Annotated in this window: 24 protein-coding genes; 7 read left to right on the top strand and 17 right to left on the bottom strand. The window is 70.7% G+C overall.

The window, feature by feature from the left end; all coding sequences use genetic code 11:
- Positions 1–8: 8 nt before the first annotated feature.
- The 5 genes from ACFO6V_RS10650 to ACFO6V_RS10630 all read right to left on the bottom strand — a co-directional run bounded on the left by ACFO6V_RS10650 (position 9) and on the right by ACFO6V_RS10630 (position 3,263).
- Positions 9–692: a YceI family protein gene (locus ACFO6V_RS10650; protein ID WP_377135033.1), complete on the bottom strand. Its 684-nt coding sequence runs from the start codon at positions 690–692 to the stop codon at positions 9–11.
- 112 nt (positions 693–804) lie between these two features.
- Positions 805–1,335 (bottom strand): cysteine hydrolase family protein, encoded by a 531-nt coding sequence (locus tag ACFO6V_RS10645; protein WP_377135031.1) that lies wholly within the window; start codon positions 1,333–1,335, stop codon positions 805–807.
- Positions 1,336–1,454: 119 nt separating this feature from the next.
- Complete coding sequence (locus ACFO6V_RS10640) at positions 1,455–1,961, bottom strand: hypothetical protein (protein WP_377135028.1); 507 nt, start codon at positions 1,959–1,961, stop codon at positions 1,455–1,457.
- Positions 1,958–2,503 carry an RNA polymerase sigma factor gene (locus ACFO6V_RS10635; protein WP_377135026.1) on the bottom strand — a complete coding sequence of 182 codons (546 nt, stop codon included), beginning with the start codon at positions 2,501–2,503 and terminating at the stop codon, positions 1,958–1,960. Before ACFO6V_RS10635 ends, ACFO6V_RS10640 begins: the two co-directional genes overlap by 4 nt.
- Before the next feature lie 184 nt (positions 2,504–2,687).
- Positions 2,688–3,263, bottom strand: a complete 576-nt coding sequence (locus ACFO6V_RS10630) for a shikimate kinase (protein WP_377135024.1) — start codon at positions 3,261–3,263, stop codon at positions 2,688–2,690.
- A 77-nt stretch (positions 3,264–3,340) separates the two neighbouring features.
- On the opposite strand from ACFO6V_RS10630, the gene ACFO6V_RS10625 reads away from it, so the two are divergent.
- Both ACFO6V_RS10625 and ACFO6V_RS10620 read left to right on the top strand, forming a co-directional pair.
- Positions 3,341–3,718, top strand: coding sequence for a hypothetical protein (locus ACFO6V_RS10625; protein WP_377135022.1), 378 nt, complete (start codon positions 3,341–3,343; stop codon positions 3,716–3,718).
- A gap of 49 nt (positions 3,719–3,767) precedes the next feature.
- Entirely contained in the window at positions 3,768–4,238 is a 471-nt protein-coding gene (locus ACFO6V_RS10620) for a GNAT family N-acetyltransferase (protein WP_377135020.1), read from the top strand.
- A 49-nt stretch (positions 4,239–4,287) separates the two neighbouring features.
- Here the strand turns inward: ACFO6V_RS10620 and ACFO6V_RS10615 are convergent, their stop codons facing one another.
- A complete protein-coding gene (locus ACFO6V_RS10615; protein ID WP_377135018.1) occupies positions 4,288–4,512 on the bottom strand; it encodes a hypothetical protein in 225 nt (74 codons plus the stop codon).
- Positions 4,513–4,600: 88 nt separating this feature from the next.
- On the opposite strand from ACFO6V_RS10615, the gene ACFO6V_RS10610 reads away from it, so the two are divergent.
- The gene (locus ACFO6V_RS10610; protein WP_377135016.1) at positions 4,601–5,296 is read left to right on the top strand and encodes a DUF429 domain-containing protein; all 696 of its coding nucleotides are present in this window, start codon (positions 4,601–4,603) and stop codon (positions 5,294–5,296) included.
- A 7-nt stretch (positions 5,297–5,303) separates the two neighbouring features.
- Here ACFO6V_RS10610 and def read toward each other — a convergent pair whose 3' ends face one another.
- Positions 5,304–5,864, bottom strand: a complete 561-nt coding sequence (gene def, locus ACFO6V_RS10605; protein WP_377135014.1) for a peptide deformylase — start codon at positions 5,862–5,864, stop codon at positions 5,304–5,306.
- Complete coding sequence (locus ACFO6V_RS10600) at positions 5,861–6,733, bottom strand: LysR family transcriptional regulator (RefSeq protein WP_377135012.1); 873 nt, start codon at positions 6,731–6,733, stop codon at positions 5,861–5,863. The genes def and ACFO6V_RS10600 overlap by 4 nt, the downstream gene beginning before the upstream one ends.
- 92 nt (positions 6,734–6,825) lie before the next feature.
- On the opposite strand from ACFO6V_RS10600, the gene ACFO6V_RS10595 reads away from it, so the two are divergent.
- Positions 6,826–7,542: an SDR family oxidoreductase gene (locus ACFO6V_RS10595; RefSeq protein ID WP_377135010.1), complete on the top strand. Its 717-nt coding sequence runs from the start codon at positions 6,826–6,828 to the stop codon at positions 7,540–7,542.
- A gap of 7 nt (positions 7,543–7,549) precedes the next feature.
- Here ACFO6V_RS10595 and ACFO6V_RS10590 read toward each other — a convergent pair whose 3' ends face one another.
- From ACFO6V_RS10590 to ACFO6V_RS10575, 4 genes are all read right to left on the bottom strand, one after another.
- Positions 7,550–8,278 (bottom strand): AAA family ATPase, encoded by a 729-nt coding sequence (locus tag ACFO6V_RS10590; RefSeq protein WP_377135007.1) that lies wholly within the window; start codon positions 8,276–8,278, stop codon positions 7,550–7,552.
- Between the two features lie 4 nt (positions 8,279–8,282).
- Positions 8,283–9,458, bottom strand: a complete 1,176-nt coding sequence (locus ACFO6V_RS10585) for a UDP-N-acetylglucosamine--N-acetylmuramyl-(pentapeptide) pyrophosphoryl-undecaprenol N-acetylglucosamine transferase (RefSeq protein ID WP_377135004.1) — start codon at positions 9,456–9,458, stop codon at positions 8,283–8,285.
- Positions 9,459–9,544: 86 nt separating this feature from the next.
- Positions 9,545–10,270, bottom strand: coding sequence for a hypothetical protein (locus ACFO6V_RS10580; RefSeq protein ID WP_377135002.1), 726 nt, complete (start codon positions 10,268–10,270; stop codon positions 9,545–9,547).
- Positions 10,271–10,357: 87 nt separating this feature from the next.
- A complete protein-coding gene (locus tag ACFO6V_RS10575) occupies positions 10,358–10,948 on the bottom strand; it encodes a TetR/AcrR family transcriptional regulator (protein ID WP_377135000.1) in 591 nt (196 codons plus the stop codon).
- A gap of 123 nt (positions 10,949–11,071) precedes the next feature.
- Between ACFO6V_RS10575 and ACFO6V_RS10570 the strand changes: the two genes are divergently transcribed.
- Entirely contained in the window at positions 11,072–11,440 is a 369-nt protein-coding gene (locus ACFO6V_RS10570) for a helix-turn-helix domain-containing protein (protein ID WP_377134998.1), read from the top strand.
- A 65-nt stretch (positions 11,441–11,505) separates the two neighbouring features.
- Here ACFO6V_RS10570 and ACFO6V_RS10565 read toward each other — a convergent pair whose 3' ends face one another.
- The 4 genes from ACFO6V_RS10565 to ACFO6V_RS10550 form a co-directional block, all read right to left on the bottom strand.
- A complete protein-coding gene (locus tag ACFO6V_RS10565; protein WP_357505104.1) occupies positions 11,506–12,093 on the bottom strand; it encodes a ClpP family protease in 588 nt (195 codons plus the stop codon).
- A complete protein-coding gene (locus tag ACFO6V_RS10560; RefSeq protein ID WP_377134995.1) occupies positions 12,090–12,719 on the bottom strand; it encodes a ClpP family protease in 630 nt (209 codons plus the stop codon). Before ACFO6V_RS10560 ends, ACFO6V_RS10565 begins: the two co-directional genes overlap by 4 nt.
- Positions 12,720–12,833: 114 nt before the next feature.
- Positions 12,834–13,436 (bottom strand): response regulator, encoded by a 603-nt coding sequence (locus ACFO6V_RS10555; protein WP_377134993.1) that lies wholly within the window; start codon positions 13,434–13,436, stop codon positions 12,834–12,836.
- The gene (locus ACFO6V_RS10550) at positions 13,433–14,692 is read right to left on the bottom strand and encodes a sensor histidine kinase (RefSeq protein ID WP_377134991.1); all 1,260 of its coding nucleotides are present in this window, start codon (positions 14,690–14,692) and stop codon (positions 13,433–13,435) included. The genes ACFO6V_RS10555 and ACFO6V_RS10550 overlap by 4 nt, the downstream gene beginning before the upstream one ends.
- A 154-nt stretch (positions 14,693–14,846) precedes the next feature.
- Here ACFO6V_RS10550 and ACFO6V_RS10545 point away from each other — a divergent pair, with 154 nt between their 5' ends.
- The gene (locus ACFO6V_RS10545; protein ID WP_377134989.1) at positions 14,847–15,398 is read left to right on the top strand and encodes a small multidrug efflux protein; all 552 of its coding nucleotides are present in this window, start codon (positions 14,847–14,849) and stop codon (positions 15,396–15,398) included.
- A gap of 75 nt (positions 15,399–15,473) precedes the next feature.
- Here ACFO6V_RS10545 and ACFO6V_RS10540 read toward each other — a convergent pair whose 3' ends face one another.
- Positions 15,474–15,899, bottom strand: coding sequence for a MarR family winged helix-turn-helix transcriptional regulator (locus ACFO6V_RS10540; RefSeq protein ID WP_377134987.1), 426 nt, complete (start codon positions 15,897–15,899; stop codon positions 15,474–15,476).
- A 44-nt stretch (positions 15,900–15,943) separates the two neighbouring features.
- Between ACFO6V_RS10540 and ACFO6V_RS10535 the strand changes: the two genes are divergently transcribed.
- On the top strand, positions 15,944–16,474 hold the full coding sequence (locus tag ACFO6V_RS10535; protein WP_377134985.1) for a MarR family winged helix-turn-helix transcriptional regulator: 531 nt from the start codon (positions 15,944–15,946) through the stop codon (positions 16,472–16,474).
- Positions 16,475–16,477 lie beyond the last annotated feature (3 nt).

Genomic DNA, 16,477 nt, shown 5'->3' with positions numbered 1-16,477 from the left:
GGTGTCGGTTACTGTCCGGGCTGCAGCTGCAGCGAGAACTCGATGCTGCCCTCATCTTCCACCGTCACGAACCCGAGCGACGGGGCTTCGACGTCGAAGTCGGCGAACGTGATCGGGATGCTGCCGATGACCTGCACGGGGTCACCGCTGGCCGCGTCTCCCGCGACCTCCGCCTCGAACGTGGCGGGCTGCGTGACGCCGTGGACCGTGAGGTCGCCCGTGAGCTCTACCGACGTGGCGCCCTCCTCGATCGTCGCCGGCTCGGTGAGCTCGAACGTCGCGGTGGGGAACTCGCCGACCTGCAGCGCGGTGTCGCGGAAGTACGCGTCACGGGGGGCCTCGTCGGTCGCCACGCTCGCCATGTCCACCTCGATGTTCGCCTCGGTGATCGCGGCGTCCGCGACCGTGACCGAACCGGTCACGTCCTCGGTGCGTCCCGTGACCGTCACGTCCTCGCCGTTCAGCACCTCGTCGAGGCGGTACCCGGCGAACGACCCGTCGCTGACGGCCCACGTGCCGGCGGCCGCTTCGGCGTCGGGCAGCGGGACCGCCGACGACTCCAGCGTGGGTGCGGCATCCGCGCTCTGGTTCGCCCAGTCCGCGTACAGACCCGGCCCGAAGATCGCCGCAGCCCCTCCGACCACGACTATCGCCGCACCGACACCGACCGCAACCTTTGTCCCTCTGCGCACGTCCGACCCTCTCGCTCGCAGGCCGACCCGTTGCCGACCTCTGCCCCTACTACGGGTGAAAGGCGGGATCGGTTCAATCGGGTTCGAAACTGGGTCGGTCGGGTGCGTCGGGTCAGAGCGAGACCTCGTCGTGGCGGGCGATGCCGAACGTGCTGTCCGGGTAGCGGAGGCCGGAGAAGTACATGTTGGTGTGGGCGACGATCTGCTCGCCGGTGATCCGCACGCCGTCCCACTCGGCGTCCCGGGTGGTGTGGCCGTCGCTCACGAGCGTGACGTCGTAGCCGAGCGCGGCGGCACGCTGCGTGGTGGTCCGCACGCAGAAGTCGGACTGTGCCCCGACGACGACCAGGCGGGTGGCGCCGAGCGAGTCCAGCACGTCGCGGAGACCGGTGTCGGCGAACGAGTCGCGGTACGCCTTGTGGATATGGGCCTCGCCGGGCTGCGGGGTCAGGCCGTCCGCGAGGGCCCAGCCGGGAGTGTCCCGCTCGAGGCCGGGTTCGTGGTGCTGGACCCAGACGACGGGTACGCCCGTGCTCCGGGCGCGCTCGACGAGGGCGATGGAACGGGCGATGACGCCGTCGGCGTCGAAGCAGCCGCGGACGACGTCGACCTGCAGGTCGATGACGAGGACGACAGAGCTCACGGGTACTGGGCCTTTCTGGAGAGGCCGGCGTGGCCCTGGCGTGAACATGTGCTCCGCGAAGTGTGTTGCGGTGAATAGACAATGTCCACTCACCGCAACACCCTTCGCTCGCGACGTGCCTACCTCGGAGCGCCTGGCGACGGATCGTCGCCGGACAGAGCACGTTCACGGCGCAGCAGGGCCGCGCGCCGGGCGTGCGCCCGGACCACCAGCACGGCCGAGACCGCGACGAGGACCGCGACGGTCGCGATCACGCCCCACGTCCCGGTAGCCGTACCGCGCTGTGCGACCGTGCCGATGAGCAGACCGCCCACCAGCACGGACGCCGTCAGGCCGATCCACGCGGCCACCACGCGGTCGGTCGCGAACAGCGGGACCCGGGACCGCAGGAGCCAGGTCCCGTAGGCGGCCCACGCGAGGCACACCAGCGTGAGCAGCCCGAACGCGAGCTGGGTCAGGACCGGTAGGGGACCGGGCTCGGTCCACCACAGCGCCGCGACGAACACGGCGCCGGCGACGCCGACCACCAGCGTGGCCACGGCACGCACGCGGGCGCCCTTCGACAGCGCACCACCCAGCCCAGCGATGACCTCCGGCGCGGAAGCGCGAGACTCCTCGTTCGTCATGTCAGCTCACCTTCTTCCTCGACGTGCTCGCGCAGCATGCGTCGCGCACGATTCAGCCGTGACTTGATCGTTCCGGCCGGGACTGCGCAGACCTGCGCGCAGTCCTCGACGGAAAGGTCCTCCAGGTAGTGCAGGACCAGGACCTCGCGCTCCAGCACCGGGAGAGCCGCGAGCCGGCCGACCATCTCCGCTCGGTCCACCAGCGCGTCGACCGGGTCCGGCCCGGCGGCGTCCGGCCGGTCGAGGCCGTTCCCGAACCCGCCGACCAGGTCGTGCCGGTCGGAGTACTGGCCGCGCAGCCGGTTCAGGGCCGCGCGCCGCACGATCGTGAACAACCACGGGGCGAACCGGTCGGGCTCACGCAGCCTCGGCAGTGCTCGCACGACGGCGATCCAGGCCTCCTGCGCCACGTCGTCGGCGCGTTCGGCGTCGAGCATGCGGCGTACGTAGAGCCACACCGGTCCTTGCCATCGCGCCACGAGGTCCTCCAGGGCGGACCGGTTGCCCAGCTGCGCCCTGACCACCAGCAACTCATCGCTCATCTCGCCTCCTCTCACCTGTGCAGTCGCGGTGCACGGCCGTGAGGTTCACGCCCGGACAGGGGTGCTGAACCACCTGCGAGACGAGCTGGACCGGGTGGTGGCCGAGAGCCGCCGAGGGGACGTGACGAAGAATACGGACGACTGCGTGACGGCGGCCGACGTCGGCGCCGCCTGACGGGCCGGCCTACGCGGCCGGCTCCGCGTACAGACGCTCCCGGAGCTCGACGAGCTGGTCGGCCGACTCGTCCGGGCTGATCCCGTCCGTGTAGACCGTCGCGGCGGCGACCTCGGCGGCCAGCGGGTCCGCCACCCACTCGGCGATCCAGTCGTGACCCTCGATGATCCAGTCCTTCCCACGGCTCGCTATCGCACGCTCGCGCAGCACCGCCACGGAACGCACCGGGTCCGGACTGGGCAGCAGGTGGACGACGTCGGGGACCGGTGCCAGTGCCCGGCGCACCTGGTCGGCGTACTCGGGCCTGGTGAAGCTGGTGTACCCGGCGCCGAAGGCGAGGACCGTCTCCGGGTGGTCCGGCACGGCGCGCTCCACCGCGTGCGCACGGGCGGGCTCCCACTCGCGTTCCGCGGCCACCCAGCCGACCGCCTCGTCCCGTTCGAGGAGCCGGTCCAGGTCCCAGCCGACCTCCGCGCAGTAGGTCCAGGCGATGTCGTCGATGTCGACGAACGCGTGCCCGAGGCGCTGTGCGACAAGTGCGCCGAGCGTGGACTTCCCGGCCGCGAGCGGGCCTACGAGGATCATGGACGGCGCTCCCTTGTGACGGGTGAAACGTCGCTCATTATTGCCCACCGTGCCGGGGGTGACCGTAAGGTCCGCTCATGCTTCGAACCCGGTCAGTGGTCAGGGGAGTGGTGGCGCTCGCGGCGGTCGCCGTGGTGGCTCTGGCGCTACCGCCGTTGTCCCTGACTGTCGACGAGAGCGCCATACCCCCGGCGTCGTCTCTCCCCACGCTGCCCGAGGGCGCCCGGGTGACCGGCAAGGACATGGGCTGCGGCTCGGGAGGCTGCTGGCTGGAGCTGACGGTCGACGCTCCGCCCTGGATGTCGGGCGAGGAGCTGGCGGCCGAGGTGCTGCCCGACGGCAGGGCATGCCCGTTCCAGGGCGCGTTCGATCTGCGGCGAGTCTGCTCATGGGTGATGGACACCGGGGCCGGATCGGTGCAGGTCAACCTGCAGTATGAGCGGTGGGTGGACTAGGCGTACGGGGGACTGTGCTCCGATGCAGGCGGTGTGGAAGTCTGGTCCGATGCCTGTCAGCCTCCGCCACATGCGCGCCGAGCTCCTCCCTGCCTGGATCGAGCGCAGCCGAGCCGAGTACGCCAGAGATCTCGTCGTCCTCGGGGAAACCGCCGAGGAGGCTGACCGGCATGCGGACGAGAGCATGGTCGGCTCCTTCCCCTCCGGTGCGCCGAGCCCGGGTCACGCGGTCTTCGACGTGGTCGACGACGCCGGAGAGCCCGTCGGCTACCTCTGGATCGGACCGGACACGAGCGATGACCCCGGCGCCTGGTGGATCTGGGACATCGTGATCGACGCCGACAAGCGGGGGCGGGGCCTTGGCCGAGCGGCAATGACCCTCGGTGAGGTGTACGCCCGGGCGCAGGGCGCTCATACGCTCGGCCTCAGCGTCTTCGGGTTCAACAGGGGTGCGCACGGGCTCTACGAGTCGCTCGGTTATGAGACGACCTCGGTCAAGATGCGCAAGCGGCTCGGCTGAGGCTCGGGCAACGCTCGCTTGACGACGGTGCGCAGGCTCCGCCCGGCGTTCAACGGCGGGCGTTACGCGGGTGGTTCTTCGCGGTGCGCTCGTTGCCGCGCCGGTAGTTGCCGGTCCAACGTGCCATGACTTCCTGCGGATCATTCAGTTCGACCTCGGCCAGAAACTCCGCCGCCCGGCTCCCGCGCACGGTCGTCGCGGCGCGGCCCCGGTGTGTGATGAGGACAGAGCCGTCCGGGTGGAGCGTGTAGTCGAAGCCCTCAGGAGCAGCCATGTCGGGCATTGTGGCATTCCGTCGCGTACATGCGGCAAGGAATTTGGAATGCGACATTTGCCCTGGCCCTGGTGCCCTGTGACCGTCCGTGGACCACGATGTGTTGATGGTCCGAGCCCTGGGTATCGATGCTGCCGGAAAGAACTGGGTTGCGGTCGCCAGCGATCTGCGCGCCTATGCGGCTCCGACGCTGCTCGGTCTGCTCGAGGTGGCGGACGCTGACGGCACGGTCGAAGTCGTAGGCATCGACATGCCGATCGGTCTGCCCGACGGCGCAGATCCGAGGCTGGCTGACGTACAGGCGCGCCAGGTTGTCGGACCGCGGTGGCCGTCCGTCTTCATGACTCCGCCGCGCACGGTCCTGGCGGCGTCGACCTACGAGACGGCGTCCCTTGAGGCACGTCGGGTGATGGGCAAGGGGATCAGTCAGCAGGCGTGGGCGCTGCGGCATCGGATCCTTGAGGTGGACACGGTCGTGCGGTCGGTGCACCGTCGCATCTTCGAGGTGCATCCCGAGGTCTCGTTCCGTACGCTCGCGGGCCGTCACCTGCTGGCCGCGAAGTCGACATGGGCCGGATTGGAGGAGCGGCGCGGCCTGCTGGCGGCGGAAGGGTTCGTGCTTGCCGCAGACCTCGGGTGGCCTGGGCAGGTTGCCGGTCCGGACGACGTTCTCGATGCCGCCGTCGCGTGCTGGACCGCGCAGCGGGTGGCCGCAGGCATGGCCGTGGCCTACCCCGACCCACCGGAGCAGCTCGACGGGATCGCCGCCTCCATCCAGGCCTGACCAGACCTCAGCTCGGCGCCGGCCGGTGGTGGTCGAGGTAGTTCTGCGCGGTGGTGAGGCTGGTCAGGTCGGGCATGCGGTCGAGGTAGACGAGACCGTCGAGATGGTCTATCTCGTGCTGGACGACGCGGGCGGTGTAGCCCGTGAACTCACTGGTGACGGTCTCGCCCGCCGTGGTCGTGCAGCGCACGGTGATGCGCTCCGCCCGGGGAGTGAGGCCCAGGTAGCCGGGCACGCTGAAACAGCCTTCCCAGTCGAGCGTCGTCGCTGCGGAGCGTTCGACGACGACGGGGTTGAGCAGCTCGATCAGGCCGGTCTCCGGCCGGTCGGGAAAGACGTCGGTCCTGCGGACCTCGACGATCGCGGCCCTGACCGAGACGCCGATCTGGGGTGCCGCGAGGCCCGCGCCGTTGAGCTCGCGGAGGCGGGTGACGAGCGTCGCCAGCAGGTCTCCGGCGTCGGCCGCGTCGATGGTCGCGGTGGGCGCCTTGAGTCGCGGGTCGCCGAGCGTCACGACGTCGTCGGTGACTCCCTCTATCCAGCTGTTGTCGCTGCGGGGCAGGGTCACGGGGCATCGACTCCTTCGGTCGGGAGGCCGGCCGCCGAACGGACGAGGGCGGCGACCGCCGGGGATCGGCTGCCGGCCGGCCAGGCGAGCACGGTGGTGATCTCCGGTGCGTCCACGACGGGCACGGCCACGTGCTCCGGCCACTGCCACGCGCGGCTGGAGGCGGGGATGACGAGCAAGGTCTTGCCGAGGGCCACGAGCTGAGCGAGCTGTGACTGGGTGTGCACCTCGGGTCCGGGCCCGTCCGGGTAGGTCCCGTCGAGCCGGGGCCAGCGAGCGATGGGCAGGTTCGGTACTACGGATACGTCGGCCAGCGTGAGGTGGGCGCGGGCGGCGAGCGGATGCCGCGCGGGGACGATCGCCACCTGGCCCTCGGTGCTCAGATCCTCCGTGTCGAACCCGGCGAGGTCGTCGACCGGGCGATGCATGAGCGCCACGTCAGCGCTTCCGTCCCTGAGCAGCCCTGCCTGCTCGCCGACCTCGCACAGGAGCACCTCGACCGGCGGCGCACCGGGTTGGCTCGCGGCCGTGTCGAGGAGCCGCTGCAGCAGCTCGTGGGAGGCGCCCGCCTTGGTCGCGAGCACCAGCCGGTGCTCCGGTTGCCCGGCACGCTGCGTCCGGCGCGCGGCGGCTGCCACTGCGTCGAGCGCCGTTCGGCTCTCCCGGAGCAACACGCGGCCGGCGTCGGTCAGTGCCACGCCCCGGCGGTCCCGGTCGAGGAGCCGGATGCCGAGCCGCCCCTCCAGCTGACGGATCGCGCGGGACAGCGGCGGCTGCGCGATCCCGAGCCGCTCCGCGGCCCGGCCGAAGTGCAGCTCCTCGGCGACGGCGACGAAGTACCGAAGCTCACGGGTCTCGAGATCGCGCACGTACGCAGGTTACCGCCTGATACTTGGCGGGTATCACAGGGGATCGAGACGGTCTTGGACGCCCGACGTGCGGCTCGCGCAGCATGGCTGGCGTGAACAACACGAAGACCGCGCTGGTCACCGGCGCGAACAAGGGAATCGGCTTCGCTATCGCACAGGGCCTCGGGGCGATGGGTTTCACCGTAGCGGTGGGGGCGCGCGACGACGTCAGGCGCAAGGAGGCGGTGGAACGCCTCCGTGCAGCGGACATCGACGCGTTCGGCGTCGCCCTCGACGTCACCTCCGACGACAGCGTCGCCGCGGCAGCGGAGGCGATAGAGCGGACGGCGGGGCGGCTGGACGTGCTCGTCAACAACGCGGGCATCGGCGGCCGAACCGACGGCGGTGCGCAGGACCCGACGACGCTCGACCTCGACGTGGTCCGTACCGTCCTCGAGACGAACGTGCTCGGCGTGGTCCGGGTGACGAACGCGATGCTCCCGCTGCTGCGTCGCGCGAGCTCGCCGCGCATCGTCAACATGTCGAGCAACATGGGCTCGCTGACCCTGCAGACCGGTCCCGTGCTGACCGCCTACGCGCCGTCGAAGTCGATGCTCAACAGCGTGACCGTCCAGTACGCGCGCCGGCTCGCCGACACCGCCGTCATCGTGAACGCGGCCTGCCCTGGTTATGTGGCGACGGACTTCACGGGCTTCGGCGGGTCGCGGACGCCGGAGCAGGGGGCCGCGATCGCCGTCCGGCTCGCGACCCTGCCGGACGACGGGCCGCGCGGCGGGTTCTTCGACGACGCGGGGGTCGTGCCCTGGTGAGCCCTGGCTAGGGACCGACGTCGAAAAAGGTCTCCGGTCGCCCGAGGAATCTTTTCCACAGGGCGACCGACTCCAGCTCCTCCCACGTGCGCTCGGCGATGCCGTGTTCCGTCATCTCGAGGATCTGCGCCCCGGGCAGCGCGGCGACCATCGGCGAGTGCGTCGCGTAGATGATCTGGGTCGCGTGCTCGTCCGCGACGTCCTGCAGCCGGTACAACAGCTGGAGGGTGGAGGCGAACGACAGCGGCCCCTCGGCCTCGTCCAGGAGGTAGAGACCCGGTCCGTCGAACCGCCCGAAGATCGCCTGGAGGTAGGACTCACCGTGGCTGACCTCCCAGGACGGCTTGTCGCCATACCCGGGCATCCCGGCACCGGTCATGTACTCGAGCATCCCGAACGCGGTCTCCGCCCGCAGGTAGAAGCCCTTCGCGTTGCGGTGGGTCATCCCCGAACCGGCGCGGGTGCGATCCAGCATGATCGCCTCGCCCAGCGGGCTCTTCTCCATGGCGCTGGCGTACTTCCGGCCCCCGTGCCCACCGCGGACGTCGAGCCCGTAGCCCTCGGCGATCGCCTCCAGCAGGGTGGACTTGCCGCTGCCGTTGGCACCCACGAGGACCACGATGCTGCTGGTCAGGCGGACTCCCTGAGCAGCAAGGTCACCGATCGCGGGGACGTTCCACGGCCAGGCGCCGTCCTCGACGGCGGCGGGGTCGACGCGGACTCGCTCGATCAGCACGCAGTCAGCGTAGCGAGAACTGGCTCGCCTCCAGCAGCACGTCGACCAACCGTTCGGCAGCGTCCGGGAGCCCGTGGTCGCGGGCGGCCTGGGCCATCCGCTCGCGCCGTCCGGCGTCGGAGAGCAGCGACCTGAGTGCCGCCCGGAGGTCCCGCTCGTGGACCTCGCCCTCCAGGGTGATGGCTGCTCCCAGGTCCTGGAGCCGGTGGGCGTTGTACGACTGCTCGTTCCCGGCCGCCGAAGCGAGCGGGATCAGGACCGAAGGCTTGCCGAGCGCGGTCAGCTCCGCGATGGTGCCGGCTCCGCTCCGGGAGACGACGACGTCGGCGAGGGCGAGCACGTCCGGCAGCTCGGCGCCGACGAACCCCATGACGCGGTAGCGGGCGGCCTGCTCGGCAGGCAGGGTAGCGGTGCGTTCGAACATGTCCTGGAGGTTGTTCGGTCCGCACTGGTGGATCACGTTCGCGTGCTGGAGGAGCCAGGGCAGCGCCTCGGTGACGACAGTGTTGATCTGGACCGCTCCCTGCGCCCCGCCCGTCACGTACAGGACCGGCAGGTCCGGGTCGAACGAGTCCAGGCCCAGCGCGTCGACTGCCTTCAGCGGCTCCCCGGACAGCACCTCGGCGCGGACCGGGTTGCCGGTCACGACGGTCCGCTCGCGCACGTTCTCCGGCAGCAGCTCGAGGGTGGACGGCGAGGACACCGCCACGCGGGTCGCCCGCTTGGCCAGAAGACGGTTGGCCAGCCCGAGCCGCACGGTCTGCTCGTGCACCACGAGCGGACGGCGGAGCAGGCCCGCGGCGAGCCCGATCGGGACGGCGACATAACCGCCGGTGGACAGGATCACGTCCGGCTTGAACTCGGCCACGATCGACCGGGCCTGCGCGACGCCGAGCGGCACGCGCGCCATGTCCTTCATGTTCTCGGCCGTCAGCATGCCCAGCGGGTTGCTCGCCCGGCGGAGCTTGCCCGTGGCGACCGGCACGAACCGGATGCCCTCGGACTCGGTCACCTTGGCCTCCAGGCCGTCGGCTGAACCCGCCCAGAGGACGCTGACCGCCGTGTCCGACTCTGCCAGCCTCGCCTGGAGGGCGCGGAGCGTGGTGAGCGCCGGATAGGTGTGGCCGCCGGTCCCTCCACCGGTAACGAGTAGTCGGAACTCGCGCGGGTGTGAACTCACGTAACTCTCCCAGGACGGCGTGGGTGGGGGCGCGGGTCAACTGTAGGCGATTTGTGACGGTCCGAGGGTTCGCTGCTGTGGTCCGGTCAGGCCAGCTTGATCTGGTCGAGCTCGATCGAGACGACGACGGGATCGGCCAGCTTGTGACCGTTCTCGTCGGTGAGGTGGACCGAGCGCTTGGTCGGGAAGACGAAGCCGTCGAACTCCCGGTGGTCCCAGCTGTAGTGCGCCGAGTCCCGTTCGCTCGGGCCGAACACATCGGGCGAGTAGTCGTGCCGCCGGATCAGGCCGGCGTCGTCGATGTAGTACGTCTGCACGCGGGAGTGGGTCACCAGGTTCTCCGGGAACGTGACCTGCAGGCGGCGCCAGGTCTCGCCGTCCTCCCGCCATGGCTCCAGCTCGGTGAACTCGAAGCCCGGCTCGGCGAACGTGAACGGCTCGGTGAGGTAGTTCCACATCGCGTAACCGGTGAAGTAGGCGGCGTGCAGGCGGTCCCACGGGGTGTCGAGCACATGGCCTGCGAACGCCGCGACCGGGTTCCGGCGCTCCTCGACGACGTCGCCGCCGGTCGTCTCCACGGCAACCCGGTCCGGGGTGAACGAGCTGCGCAGCCCCGCACCGCCGAACGGCGTGTGGCTGGCGAACTGGCGGTGCAGCTCGATCGTGGCGGTGTAGTCGTCGAGCACGCCGTCCTGGCCCTTGATGTTCCACAGCGCGCCTCCGTTGAGGACGTGGGCGGTGAGCGTGGTGAACGAACGCCACCGTTCGACGTCGCCGTGTGCGGCGATCACGATGTTCTGCAGCTCGGTCATGAGAGTTCCTTTCGGGGATGGGTGCGAGAGGTATGACTGGTCGTCTCGTAATAGGCGAACGGAAGCCGTGCTCGCCCGGATGCGGCCTCAGCGCAGGAGCAGGGCGACCATGCGCTCGAAGGCGTGAACCGACTCGTTGGAGGACGTCGCCTTCGACTTCACGGCGCCGCCTTCCCAGGCGTTGACGATGAACTCGGCGAGATCGCCGGACGGGATGTCCGACGTGAGCTCGCCCGCCGCCTTGGCCTCGTCGAGCGCGGTGGCGAGCGTCGCGGTCCAGAGCTGCAGGAAGTCGCCGATCGCGGAAGCGACCGTCGCGCTGTGTGCCGGGACCTCGCCGGCGAGGTTGGCCATGAGGCAGCCCTTCTCGGCGGCGACCGTCAGTCCGGAAGCCATGAGGCCGGCCAGGTGCCGATCGATCCGCTCGCGCGGTGTCCCCGATCCGGCGTCCGCCAGCGCTGCCAGCCCGAAGCCGTCTCCGTAGCGGCGCAGGGCCTCGACCGCCAGCGCCTCCTTGCTGGCGAAGTGGTTGTAGAACGTGCCCTTCGGCGCGCCTACGGCGCTCATCAGGTCCTGGACGCTCGTTCCGTTGTACCCCTTGAGGTGGAACTGTTCGAGCGCGGCATCTGCGATGCGCCTCTTCGTGTCGAGCGAGCCTGCTGTCTTGGTGCGTGCCATGGTGACCTCCTGAAACCAATATGACCAGTCGTCTCGTTATTGTCAACCGGGTGGCTGACGGCGGGTGCGCTGCTGTGAGCAGAAGGGCCGCCGTCCGCCGAGGGCTCAGCCCTACGCTCAGGTATGACCCAAACCGCTCCGCCCCAGCGCCCCGGGCGCGATGGGGTGCCCGAAGGGCCAGGCACACCGTCGACGCCGACGAGACGAGAGCCGCTGCTGCGGCACATGCTCGGTGAACGCCTGCGACATCTGCGTCATCTGCGCGGCGAGACACTGGACCAGACCGCTCGCCGCGCCGGGATCTCGCCGCAGTACCTCTCGGAGATCGAGCGGGGCGTCAAGGAGCCGTCGAGCGAGATGATCGCGGCCATCACCGGTGCGCTGGACGTCACGCTGGTCGACCTGGTCGCCGCCGTCGCCGACCGCCTGGTCGTCGTCCGCGACACCACGCGGCAGCCGACCTGCCAGGCGGCGTTCGCGCTCGCGGCATGATGCCCGGGCCTACGGCCCTGACTCGGCGTACCAGGTACGCCGAGTCAGGGCCGTAGGCCCGGGCATCACCGCTGGTCGATCACCTGGTCCAGGAGGCCGTACTCGCGCGCGGCACCGGCCGTGAAGATGCGGTCGCGGTCGGTGTCGGCACGGAGCGTCTCGACGCTCTGACCCGTGTGCTTCGAGAGCGCGACCTCCATGTCCGCGCGGATTCGGACCACCTCGTCGGCCTGCAGGATCAGGTCCGGTATCGCGCCGCGACCCTGCGCCGCGGGCTGGTGCAGGATGACCCGCGCGTGGGGGAGCGCAGCCCGTCGTCCCTCGGCGCCGGCGGCGAGGAGGACGGCGCCGACCGCTACCGCCTGGCCCACGCACGTGGTCGCCACCTTGGGCCGGATGTAGCGCATGGTGTCGTAGATGGCCATCCCGGCGCTCGGGTCGCCGCCCTCGCAGTTGACGTAGAGCTGGATCTCGCCGTCCGGGTTGCTCGACTCCAGGTGGATCAGCTGCGCGATCAGGGCGTTGGCGACGCCGGCGTCGATGGCGGTGCCGAGGTAGATGATCCGCTCGGAGAGCAGCTGGGAGTAGACGTCCATGATCCGCTCGCCCCGTGGGTGCGACGCGATGACGTTCGGGATGGTGTAGCTGCTCATCGTGCGTCCCCCTCGGTTGCCGCGCTGAATCCGGTTCGCTGACGATCACGTGGTCTGATGCCCTCGAAGCTCTGCACGATCGTGTCGATGAAGCCGAAGTCGAGAGCCTCCTCGGCCGTGTACCAGTGGTCGTGCAGCGAGTCGTCGAAGATCCGCTCGACCGGCTGGCCCGTGTCCTCGGAGATCAGCCGCAGCACCGTGTCGCGGGTGTGCCGCAGGTCGTCCGCCTGCAGCTCGATGTCGACGGCGGTGCCCGCGATCCCCGCGGAACCCTGGTGCATCAGCACCCGTGAGTTCGGCAGCGCACGGCGCTTTCCCTTGGTGCCCGCCGAGAGCAGGAACTGCCCCGCGCTGTAGGCGATACCCAGCACGAGCGTGGAGACGTCGTTGGGGATGGTTCGCATGATGTCGCGGATCGCCAGCATCGCCGGCACCGATCCGCCCGGGGAGTGGATCCACAGCTCGATGTCGGTGGCCGGGTCCTCGGTGGCCAGCGCTATCAGCTGTGTCATGAGGAGGGTGCCGTTGTCGTCGTCCAACGGTCCGTCCAGGACGAGGACGCGTCGCTCGTACAGCTCGCGTCGGGAGCTCTCGCCGAACATCGGCGGCTTCGGTGTGTCGGTCATGACCTCACCGTGCACTCCGCGGCGGGGTCCACGGGGGCGGATCTGCCCAGAGCAGCCCTGCTCTCAGCAGCCCTGCTCAGAGCAGCGGGACCAACGCTGCTCAGAGCAGCGTGATCAGATCCAGCCGCGTTCCTCCGCGAGGAACACTGCCTGCTGCCGGGAGTCCACCGCGAGCTTGCCCAGCACTGCGGAGATGTGGTTCCGCACGGTGCCGGGCGCGAGGGAGAGGGCACGGGCGATCTGGCCGGTCGTCTCGCCGCGCCGGCCGGCGCGCAGGACGTCGAGCTCGCGGTCGGTCAGCGGTGAGCGTTCGTCGCTGAGCGCGTCGGCGGCGATCTCCGGGTCGACGTAGCGCCCGCCGGCCGCGACGCGGCGGATCACAGCCGCTACCTCGTCCGCGGAGCGGGACTTGGGCAGGAATCCGGCGGCTCCCGAGGCCAGCGCTCGCCGCAGGACGCCGGGCCGGGCGTGGCGGGTGACGATGACGCACCGGGTGGCCAGGGTGCGGTTGAGGCGCTCGGTGACCTGCACGCCGTCCAGGTGGGGCATCTCCAGGTCGAGCAGGCAGACGTCGGGCCGCACACGTTCCGCGGTGGCGACCGCCTCGGCGCCGTCGGCGCACTCCGCGACGACCTCGATGTCCGGTTCCAGGCGGAGCAGGGCGGCCAGCGCGGAGCGGATCATGCCCTCGTCGTCGGCGAGCAGCACGCGGATCATCCGGCAACCTTCTTCTCGGCAGTGTCTTCGGCAGTGGCGTGGGCGAGGGCATCGGCAGGGGCGTCGTCGGGGACCGTGACGACCACGGTGAACATGCGGTCCTCGCGGTGCACCTCGAGGTTCCCGTCGGCCTCGGCCGCACGGCGTGCGATCCCGTCCAGCCCCGCGCCGTCGGCGTTCTCGGGTGCGTCGGTGACGACGTCGTTGGCGATCTCGTAGCGCCACGACCGGTCAGTGCGGGTCAGGGACAGGCGGGCCCACTTGCCGCCGCCGTGGCGCAGCACGTTCGTCGTCGTCTCGCGGATGACCGGCCCGAGGGCGGACGCCGGAGCGAGCGACGCATCCGGGGCGACCGTGGCCTCGACCTTGGTGCCTGCGGCGCGCAGCAGGTCGACGGCGTTGGCGAGCTCGTCGCTCAGGGGCACGGACCGGAAGCGGGTGGCCAGGTCGCGGGTGCCCTGCCGGGCGTCGTCGACGCTGGCGCGGGCGGCGCGCAGCTGTTCCATGCCCGCGTCCGGGTCGCGGGGCATGAGCCGTTCGGCGAGCTCCAGCTGCAGCGCGATGACCTGGAGGTGGTGGCCCTGCAGATCGTGCACGTCGGTCGCGAGCCGCAGCCGCTCCTGGGTCGCGGCGAGCTTCGCCTCCGAGGCGCGGGCCCGGTCGAGCGCGACCAGGACGTCCCACCACCACAGCGACGAGACCGTGACGGCCGGGAGCATGACGGCGAAGACGCCCAGCTGGAACCCGCTCGCGCTCATGCTCTCCCCGGGGGCAAGCCGGACGTCGATCACCGCCAGCGCGACGAGCAGAGCGGTCGCGGCCAGCACCATGCGCAGGCGCACCCCAGGCGGCCAGTTCAGCAGCATGAGCACCTGGATCAGCGGCAGGACGCCTGCCACCCACTGCCCGGTGATGAGCCCGGCCAAGAGCCCGAAGACCGCGGCGGCCAGGAACGGCGCGAGGTGGTGCCGCCAGATCACGAGCGCCGGAGCGGCTGTGCGGTGGCGGTACTCGAACAGCGGCAGCAACGTCGCGAGCCACCACAGCAACGCGGTGACGCCGACGGCGGCGCGCGCGACGTTGCCCGCGTCCGCCTCGACGACGGCGGCCACCGAGAAGACCGCGACCATCAGCTCGAAGAACACGACGCTGGAGGCGACGTACCACCAGGTGACGTTGATGCTCCGAGTGAGAACGAGTGCCCTGCGGGCTTCCGCTGCCTCGGACGCGGAGGCGGGGTCGGGCTGGCTGCTCATCCGGCCAGGTTACGGCCATGACACATGTCATGGATGCGGTGTGCGAAGGACCCGGGAGTCGGTGACAGCCGGGCACTTCTGGGTCGCGCTCCCAGCCGGTGGACTGGGTTCAGGACGGGGAAGACCCCAGAGCCCGCATCGACAGGAGCGCACCATGAGCCTCATCGAAATCCTCCAGGACCTCGTCGCGAAGGTGCCCGAGCTGCTGCAGCCGGTCATCGTCGCGGCCGCCGGAGCGATCCCCTTCATCGAGGGTGAGGGCGGGGTCGCGATCGGCATCATCGGCGGCATCCACCCCGTCGTCGCCGCAGTCGCCGCAGCCGTCGGCAACTTCCTCTGCGTTGCCGCGCTGGTGCTGCTCAGCTCAGGTGCCCGCAACGCCGTCGTGACGCGGCACCGGGCGAAGGCCGCCGCGCGTGCCGGAGCGGCGGACGGCGGCGAGACCGTGCTGATGACCGCGCCCGCCGAGGACGGCTCGCGGAGCGCCACGCGCAAGGCCAAGTTCCAGCGCGCGTACGAGCGCTACGGCGTCCCGGGCGTGAGCCTGCTCGGCCCGCTCCTGCTGCCCACCCACTTCACGGCCACCATGCTCGCCGCCTCCGGCGTCGGCAAGACCCGCATCCTGATCTGGCAGGCGCTCGCGATCATCGCCTGGACCACGCTCACCGCGCTGATCATCAGCGGGGTCCTCGGGGCCGTCGGCTGAGCGCGGACCTGGTCACGCGCGGTTCGTCGGCGTGGATGGCTTGCGCTTACCCCGGCGGTCGACGCGATCCGCGAGCTACCGGGTCCGGGCCAGGTCCTCCTCGACGTTGGCGGCCATGACGGAGAGGATGCGCACGGTCTCGCCGTACTGCTCGCGGGTCAGGCCGTTGAGCAGCCTGCCGCGGGTCTCGTCGATGCGCTGGGCCAGGCCGGCGTGGGCGGCGCGGCCGGCATCGGTGAGGGCCAAGTGCTCGCCGGCGGTTGTCCAGCCCCGCTGGTGGAGCTCGGCGATCACCCTGGAAAGGTTGGGCTCGCCCGCGGCCCAGAAGGGGGCCAGGGCCGCCTCGAGGTCCTGGCGGACGGCCGGGCCGCGGCTGAGGGTGTTGAGCACCTGCCAGTCCCGGCGGTTGACGCCGAGCCCGGCGAGCGTGGCCGCGAACTGTTCGTCGAGCAAGTTGTCCAGGTGCTTGAGCCAGTAGCCGATCGGCTTCGGTGCGTCCATGACGACTCCATCTATGTAAGATGACATGTAATTGTCTTTCTACCATGGATCGGGGAACCGCAGTGGGAGAGCCGGACGAGCCGCAGGCGGACGTGGCCGCCATCGAGGCGGCCATGGTCGCCGTCCGTCGTGCGCAGAGCCGCCGACGCCTGGCCCACCTGGCACGACGCCGCGGTGAGCGCACCGGCCCGCACGCCGGGCTGCCGGACTCCGTCTTCGAGCTGCTCGACGTCGTCGAGGCCGGCGCAGCGGTGGACGAGCCGCCGACCGTCACCGAAGCGGCGGCGATCCTCGACGTGGACCAGCCGCGTGCGAGCCGCCTCGCAGGTCAGGCCGTGCAAGCCGGGCTGTTGCGGCGGGAGGCGGACCAGCGGGACGGGCGGCGATCGCTGCTGGTCCTGACGGAGGAGGGCCGTTCGGTCCTGGGGGCGATCCACGGCTTCCGCCGCCGCACGATCGCGGAAGCCACGTCGGAGTGGGACCCCGCCGAACGTGACGTCTTCGCGCGGCTCCTGTCGCGATTCGTGCGGGAGCTCGGGGCGGTCGAGCAGCCCGAGCGATCCAGCGAGGCCTGAAGG

Source organism: Promicromonospora alba (assembly GCF_042654905.1).
GTDB classification, from domain to species: domain Bacteria; phylum Actinomycetota; class Actinomycetes; order Actinomycetales; family Cellulomonadaceae; genus Promicromonospora; species Promicromonospora alba.
Note: the sequence above shows the minus strand (reverse complement) of the source record. Positions and strands in the feature narration are given on the sequence as shown.